The sequence below is a fragment of the Stenotrophomonas sp. GD03654 genome, from assembly GCF_029845105.1.
GTDB lineage: Bacteria > Pseudomonadota > Gammaproteobacteria > Xanthomonadales > Xanthomonadaceae > Stenotrophomonas > Stenotrophomonas africana.
Genome location: NZ_JAOCLC010000126.1, coordinates 1 through 6,584, shown reverse-complemented (window position 1 = coordinate 6,584; position 6,584 = coordinate 1). Strand labels below are relative to the sequence as shown.

General features: G+C 64.8%; 6 protein-coding genes. 5 read left to right on the top strand and 1 reads right to left on the bottom strand.

What is annotated here, in order from left to right; translation table 11 throughout:
• The first annotated feature begins 375 nt into the window (after nucleotides 1–375).
• The 3 genes from N5J73_RS23810 (at nucleotide 376) to N5J73_RS23800 (ending at nucleotide 2,739) form a co-directional block, all read left to right on the top strand.
• Nucleotides 376–1,239, top strand: a complete 864-nt coding sequence (locus tag N5J73_RS23810; RefSeq protein WP_006383170.1) for a pirin family protein — start codon at nucleotides 376–378, stop codon at nucleotides 1,237–1,239.
• Between the two features lie 121 nt (nucleotides 1,240–1,360).
• Complete coding sequence (aqpZ, locus tag N5J73_RS23805) at nucleotides 1,361–2,080, top strand: aquaporin Z (protein ID WP_032129854.1); 720 nt, start codon at nucleotides 1,361–1,363, stop codon at nucleotides 2,078–2,080.
• Between the two features lie 197 nt (nucleotides 2,081–2,277).
• Nucleotides 2,278–2,739 (top strand): hypothetical protein, encoded by a 462-nt coding sequence (locus N5J73_RS23800; RefSeq protein WP_049445134.1) that lies wholly within the window; start codon nucleotides 2,278–2,280, stop codon nucleotides 2,737–2,739.
• A 128-nt stretch (nucleotides 2,740–2,867) separates the two neighbouring features.
• Here the strand turns inward: N5J73_RS23800 and N5J73_RS23795 are convergent, their stop codons facing one another.
• Nucleotides 2,868–3,719, bottom strand: coding sequence for a pirin family protein (locus N5J73_RS23795; protein WP_049445133.1), 852 nt, complete (start codon nucleotides 3,717–3,719; stop codon nucleotides 2,868–2,870).
• A 215-nt stretch (nucleotides 3,720–3,934) separates the two neighbouring features.
• Between N5J73_RS23795 and N5J73_RS23790 the strand changes: the two genes are divergently transcribed.
• Together N5J73_RS23790 and N5J73_RS23785 are read left to right on the top strand one after the other, a co-directional pair.
• The gene (locus N5J73_RS23790) at nucleotides 3,935–6,016 is read left to right on the top strand and encodes a carbon starvation CstA family protein (protein ID WP_049445130.1); all 2,082 of its coding nucleotides are present in this window, start codon (nucleotides 3,935–3,937) and stop codon (nucleotides 6,014–6,016) included.
• A complete protein-coding gene (locus N5J73_RS23785) occupies nucleotides 6,016–6,240 on the top strand; it encodes a CstA-like transporter-associated (seleno)protein (protein WP_005410613.1) in 225 nt (74 codons plus the stop codon). Before N5J73_RS23790 ends, N5J73_RS23785 begins: the two co-directional genes overlap by 1 nt.
• Nucleotides 6,241–6,584 lie beyond the last annotated feature (344 nt).

Below are 6,584 nucleotides of genomic sequence, written 5' to 3'. Positions count from 1 at the left end.
AAACGCCGGTCGCTTCGCTCGCATCCACGCGAGCGTGGACCACGCGTGTCGACAAAGGTGGGCATCTACCAGCCATCGCAGTTCACCCACCGTCACCGGGAAACTGTCAGGGGTGGGGCGGTGTGGGCAGGCAGGACCGTTGGCGCCATGGATGGCGCCATCGAGCCCCCATGGATGGGTTTACGGCGTGTCCTGCGCAACCCACCCGCCCGACCAAGCGCGGCTTTTGATCTTGCTTCCGCCTTCAGCGACCAACCCCACAGCCACGAGGGGCTGCGCCGTTGGCTGGAACAACCTGTTACCCATACGGGGCATGTCCCCGTCACAGCTGCGTGCGATGCTGACCACCTGATCCCTGCCAGCGAGAACGCCCGCATGACCACCATCATCGCCCCGCGCGTACACGACATCGGCGGCCTCGAAGTCCGTCGCGCCGTCCCCACCCTGCAGGCGCGCAGCATCGGCTCATTCGTGTTCGTCGACCAGATGGGCCCGGCACTCATGCACCCCGGCACCGCCATCGACGTGCGCCCGCATCCGCATATCGGCCTGGCGACGGTCACCTACCTGTGGTCGGGCGCCATCGGCCATCGCGACACGCTGGGCTCGGACCAGGTGATCCGCCCCGGTGACGTCAACTGGATGACCGCCGGCCGTGGCATCGCCCATTCCGAGCGCACGCCGCAACCGGACCGCGATCACGACAACCCGATCCATGGCATGCAGACCTGGGTGGCACTGCCGAAGTCGCATGAGGAAATCGAGCCGGCGTTCTACCACCATGCCGCGGCCACCCTGCCCGAGCAGCGCCGCAATGGTGTCTGGCTGCGGGTGATCGCCGGCCGCGCCTATGGCGAGGAATCGCCGGTGAAGGTGTTCGCCGACACCCTCAACGTAGCGATCGACCTCGACCCGGATGCGGAGATCGATATCGACAATGGCCACCGCGAGCGCGCGCTGTACATCCTCGAAGGAGAGGCGCAGCTGGATGGCGTGGATATTCCCGCCCAGCATCTGGTGATCCCCGAAGCCGGTGCGACAGGTCGCCTGCGTGCGAAGACGCCGGTGAAGGCGATGCTGTTCGGCGGCGAGCCGCTGGATGGCCCGCGTCATCTGTGGTGGAACTTCGTCTCCAGCTCGAAGGAGCGCATCGAGCAGGCCAAGCACGATTGGGAAGCCGGCCGCTTCGGCACCATCCCCGGCGACGACAAGGAGTTCATCCCGCTGCCGCAGTATTGAACATCGCGTGTTGCACACATCCGAAGGTGTATCCCTGCACCCGGCGTTGACACTACAGTCACCCGCTGATCACTGAAATGTGACATAAATCACACTTTAGACCGTCGAAGGAGTGCAACACATGAGCATGGGTAAACGCTTGTCGGCCGAGTTCCTCGGCACGTTCTGGCTGGTTCTGGGTGGCTGTGGCAGTGCGGTGCTGGCCGCCAAGTTCGGAGGTGACGGCAATCCGCTGGGTATCGGTTTCCTCGGCGTGGCGCTGGCCTTCGGCCTGACCGTGGTGACCGGCGCCTATGCGTTCGGCCATATCTCCGGCGCGCACTTCAACCCGGCGGTCAGTGTCGGCCTGTGGGCCGGCGGCCGTTTTCCGACCAAGGACCTGATCCCGTACATCATCGCCCAGGTCGCCGGCGGCCTGCTGGCCGGCTTCATTCTGCTGCAGATCGCCTCCGGCGCCAGTGGCTTCGCCATCGATGGCAGTCAGGCCGGTGCGTTCGCCAGCAACGGCTATGGCGCGCTGTCTCCTGGCGGCTACAGCGTGGCGGCCGCCTTCCTGTGCGAAGTGGTGCTGACGGCGGTGTTCCTGATCGTGATCATGGGCGCCACCCACGGCAAGGCACCGGCCGGCTTCGCGCCACTGGCGATCGGCCTGTCGCTGACCCTGATCCACCTGATCAGCATCCCGGTCACCAACACCTCGGTGAACCCGGCCCGCTCCACCGCCGTCGCGTTCTTCGCCGGCAGCGGCGCGGTCAGCCAGCTGTGGCTGTTCTGGGTCGCCCCGCTGCTGGGCGGTGCGATCGGCGGCATCATCTACAAATGGATCGGCAACGACCGCTGAGGCCGGTGCGGACCCTTGCGGCCGACCATCGGCCGCAATGGTTACGCTTGTAACCGCAATTTGTGCGATCGCTCACGTTCCGTTAAGGTTGAGTTGACCGTCCGTGCACATGCCGGCCGGGGTGGCATCCGGGGATGGGATGCCAACGCCGCCCGCCCATCCGGCGGCGCCAAACGACACACCACCTTGGGGGATGCATGAAGTTCGCGCCTGTAGTGTTGTCGAGCCTGCTGTTCGTCGTGGCCCAGGCCGCGGCTGCACAGGCTCCCACCGAATGTCCTTCGCTGCCGGCCAGCAGTGGCCTGCAATGGCAGCAAGTGGTGCAGACGGACTTTCTGATCTGTCGCGCCAGTACCGGAGATGGCCGTGAGGTACTGAGCCTGATGCTCAGCGCACGTGACCCGTCCATTCCGTTGAACCGCTCGCTGCGCCAGGAAAAGGGCAGCTTCGGCGGTGAATCACTCTACTGGTACCAGCCCGACCTTGGTGGCCAGCAGCCGCCGGGCTATGCCGAACGCCGGATCAGCGTGGTCAAGCTCGACAAAGGGCGTTACGCGCAGATTTCGCTGTATCCGGACAGCCCGCAGGAACTGGGCTCGCTGCAGCAGCTGGCGCAGGGCATGAGCCTGACCCCGTCGGCCGTGGCAGCCGGGCGCTGAGCATGACGGGGATGACTGCCTGGCAGCATCCCCACAATACGGCCCGCTTACAGGGGGGTGCCGACCGCTGGCCGGCACCTCGATCAGCCATTATCCGAGGCTGCTGCCGGCCAGCGGCCGGAACTACCTCAGAACTTGCCTTCCTGGAAATCGACGAAGGCCTGCATCAGTTCCTGCCGCGTGTTCATCACGAACGGACCATGCCGCATCACCGGCTCGCGCAGCGGACGGCCGGCCACCAGGATCAACCGCGCGCCTTCGCTGCCGGCCGAGAGGTGCAGCTGTTCTCCGCCGCCCAGCACCGCCAGCTCCTGGCGTGCCACGTCACGCGCAGCGTCCTGCTCACCTACCGTCACCGCACCTTCGAACACATAGGCAAACGCGTTGTGCCCTTCCGGCAGCGCATAGGTCCAAGCGCGATCCGGCGCCAACGTGATGTCCAGGTAGAGCGGCTCGGTGGCCGGCTGCACGATCGGCCCATGGGTACCGTCCACGCTGCCGGCGATCACCTTCACTTCCACGCCAGGTTCCGGCTGCACCACGGGGATGCGCTCCGGCGCGAACTCCTGGTACTTCGGATCGGTCATCTTCTCCTTCGCCGGCAGATTCACCCACAGCTGGAAACCGCGCATCTGCCCGCTTTCCTGTTCGGGCATCTCCGAATGCACCAGGCCACGGCCAGCGGTCATCCACTGAACGCTGCCCGGGGTCAGCAGGCCTTCGTTGCCATGGTTGTCGCGATGCCGCATGCGCCCGTCGAGCATGTAGGTGACGGTCTCGAAACCACGGTGCGGATGCTCGGGAAAGCCTGCGATGTAGTCTTCGGCACGGTCGGTACCGAACTCATCAAGCAGCAGGAACGGATCCAGGTCCGGCAGCGTCGGGCCGCCGATGACACGGGTCAGGCGCACGCCGGCACCGTCGGAGGTGGGCATGCCACGGATGGTGCGCAGTACGCGGACCGGTTCGGGAAAGCTCATGGCGACTCCTGTTGGATGGATGCCACTGAAGATGGACGCCACATGGCCGCACGCCAATGGACGGCGCCGCAACCGATTGTTCCATCCCTGATGTTCGCTGCACGTCAGCACGCCCTGCGTACGACCAAAGTACTACCGCTGATTCGTCCTGTGCCAATTGACCCTGCCGAGGGCACGCGGGACTCTTTGACTGTCTTTCCGGGAGAGAGCACCTCATGAAAGGGTTTTCCAAAATAGGCTGGGCGGTACTCGCCCTGCTCGGCGCCTTCTGTCTGGGCACCGTGGCCCTGCGCCGCGGCGAACACATCAATGCCCTGTGGATCGTCGTCGCCGCAGTTTCGCTGTACCTGGTGGCCTATCGCTTCTACAGCCTGTTCATCGCCAACAAGGTGATGCAGCTGGATCCGACCCGGGCCACCCCGGCAGTGATCAACAACGATGGCCTGGACTACGTGCCCACCAACAAGCACGTGCTGTTCGGCCATCACTTCGCCGCCATCGCCGGCGCCGGCCCGCTGGTCGGTCCGGTACTGGCCGCGCAGATGGGCTACCTGCCCGGCCTGTTGTGGCTGGTGGTGGGCGTGGTGCTGGCCGGTGCGGTGCAGGACTTCATGGTCCTGTTCCTGTCCAGCCGTCGCAACGGCCGCTCACTGGGTGACCTCGTCCGCGAGGAAATGGGCCAGGTGCCCGGTACCATCGCGCTGTTCGGTGCGTTCCTGATCATGATCATCATCCTGGCGGTGCTGGCGATGGTGGTGGTCAAGGCGCTGGCCGAAAGCCCGTGGGGCATGTTCACCGTGATCGCGACGATGCCCATCGCAATCCTGATGGGCGTGTACATGCGCTACATCCGCCCCGGCAAGATCGGCGAAATCTCGGTGGTTGGCCTGATCCTGCTGCTGGCCGCGATCTGGTACGGCGGCAAGGTCGCCGCCGATCCGGTCTGGGGCCCGGCGTTCACCTTCACCGGCACCCAGATCACCTGGATGCTGATCGGCTACGGCTTCGTCGCGTCGGTGCTGCCGGTGTGGCTGCTGCTGGCCCCGCGTGACTACCTGTCGACCTTCCTCAAGATCGGCACCATCATCGCGCTGGCCATCGGCATCCTGGTGGTGATGCCGGAACTGAAGATGCCGGCGTTGACCCAGTTCGCCGCCAGCGGTGACGGCCCGGTGTGGAAGGGCGGCATGTTCCCGTTCCTGTTCATCACCATCGCCTGCGGCGCGGTCTCCGGTTTCCATGCACTGATTTCCTCCGGCACCACTCCGAAGCTGCTGGCCAATGAAGCGCACATGCGTTACATCGGCTACGGCGGCATGCTGATGGAATCGTTCGTGGCGGTGATGGCACTGGTGGCGGCCTCGATCATCGATCCGGGCATCTACTTCGCGATGAACAGCCCGGCGGCGGTGATCGGCGCCGACGCCGCGTCGGCCGCGCACTACATCACCAACACCTGGGGCTTCACCATCACGCCTGAACAGCTGACCGCGACTGCGGCGGCCATCGGTGAACCCACCATCCTGCATCGTGCAGGTGGCGCGCCAACACTGGCGGTGGGCATCGCGCAGATCCTGCACGAAGCGATTCCCAGTGGCAGCGACGCGATGATGGCGTTCTGGTACCACTTCGCGATCCTGTTCGAAGCATTGTTCATCCTCACGGCAGTCGACGCTGGCACCCGTGCCGGTCGCTTCATGCTGCAGGACCTGCTGGGCAACTTCGTGCCGGCCCTGAAGAAGACCGAATCGTGGACCGCCAACATCATCGGTACCGCCGGCTGCGTGGCGCTGTGGGGCTACCTGCTCTACACCGGCGTGGTCGATCCGTTCGGTGGCATCCAGACGCTGTGGCCGCTGTTCGGCATCTCCAACCAGATGCTGGCGGGTATCGCGCTGATGCTGGGCACGGTGGTGCTGTTCAAGATGAAGCGTGACCGCTATGCGTGGGTGACCGCAGTACCGGCCGTGTGGCTGCTGATCTGCACCACCTACGCCGGCTTCATCAAGATTTTCGACAGCAACCCGGCGCAGGGCTTCCTGGCCCAGGCACACAAGTTCCAGGCCGCGCTCGCCAGCGACACGATCACCGCACCGGCCAAGTCGGTGGCGCAGATGAAGCAGATCGTGGTCAACGCCTACGTCAACACCGGTTTGACCGCGCTGTTCCTGCTGGTGGTGGGCGCAGTGCTGGTTTATTCGATCAAGACCATCCTGGCGGCCCGCCGCAATCCGCAGCGCACTGACCGCGAAACCCCGTACGTGGCACTGAAGCCGCATGAAATGGTGGATCTGTGATGAGCACGCAACTGGTTCCCGCTGGCCAGTACCAGGCGCACCGCCGCATCTGGCGGCGCCTGGTGCAGACCGCACGACTGTGCTGTGGCATTCCTGATTACGACAACTACGTCCGGCACATGCTGGAAAAGCATCCGGACCAGGAGCCGATGGACTACAAGACGTTCTTCCGCGAGCGCCAGGAAGCGCGCTACGGCGGACGCAACGGTGGTCGCTGCTGTTGAGGGTTGGGTGTGGGTGCCGGGCTTGCAGCCCGGCACCCGCAGAAGCAACTGCAACGACAACGGCCGGAGCGTCGGCTCTGGGTTTCTGTTTGGTTGGCGGGGCGGCGTCGGATTGTGGGGACGCCGCAATCCGACACCGCCCCACCTTTGACAGATTTCCGGTGTCTGGTAGATCCACGCCATGCGTGGATGAATCTCCGTCGAAATCGAATATTTCGACAATTGAACGAACAGCATCCACGCATGGCGTGGATCTACGTGTCGACCAAGGTCGACACCCACCAAGAGCAGGCCATGCCATTCCGGCAGATCGCGGAACTCTGTCGAAGGCGGGGTGGGTCCGG

Excerpts from the sequence above, each read along its gene's own strand:
- N5J73_RS23810 (WP_006383170.1), top strand. The coding sequence starts at position 376 with ATGACCACCATCATCGCCCCGCGCGTACACGACATCGGCGGCCTCGAA.
- aqpZ (WP_032129854.1), top strand. The coding sequence starts at position 1,361 with ATGAGCATGGGTAAACGCTTGTCGGCCGAGTTCCTCGGCACGTTCTGG.
- N5J73_RS23800 (WP_049445134.1), top strand. The coding sequence starts at position 2,278 with ATGAAGTTCGCGCCTGTAGTGTTGTCGAGCCTGCTGTTCGTCGTGGCC.
- N5J73_RS23795 (WP_049445133.1), bottom strand. The coding sequence starts at position 3,719 with ATGAGCTTTCCCGAACCGGTCCGCGTACTGCGCACCATCCGTGGCATG.
- N5J73_RS23790 (WP_049445130.1), top strand. The coding sequence starts at position 3,935 with ATGAAAGGGTTTTCCAAAATAGGCTGGGCGGTACTCGCCCTGCTCGGC.
- N5J73_RS23785 (WP_005410613.1), top strand. The coding sequence starts at position 6,016 with ATGAGCACGCAACTGGTTCCCGCTGGCCAGTACCAGGCGCACCGCCGC.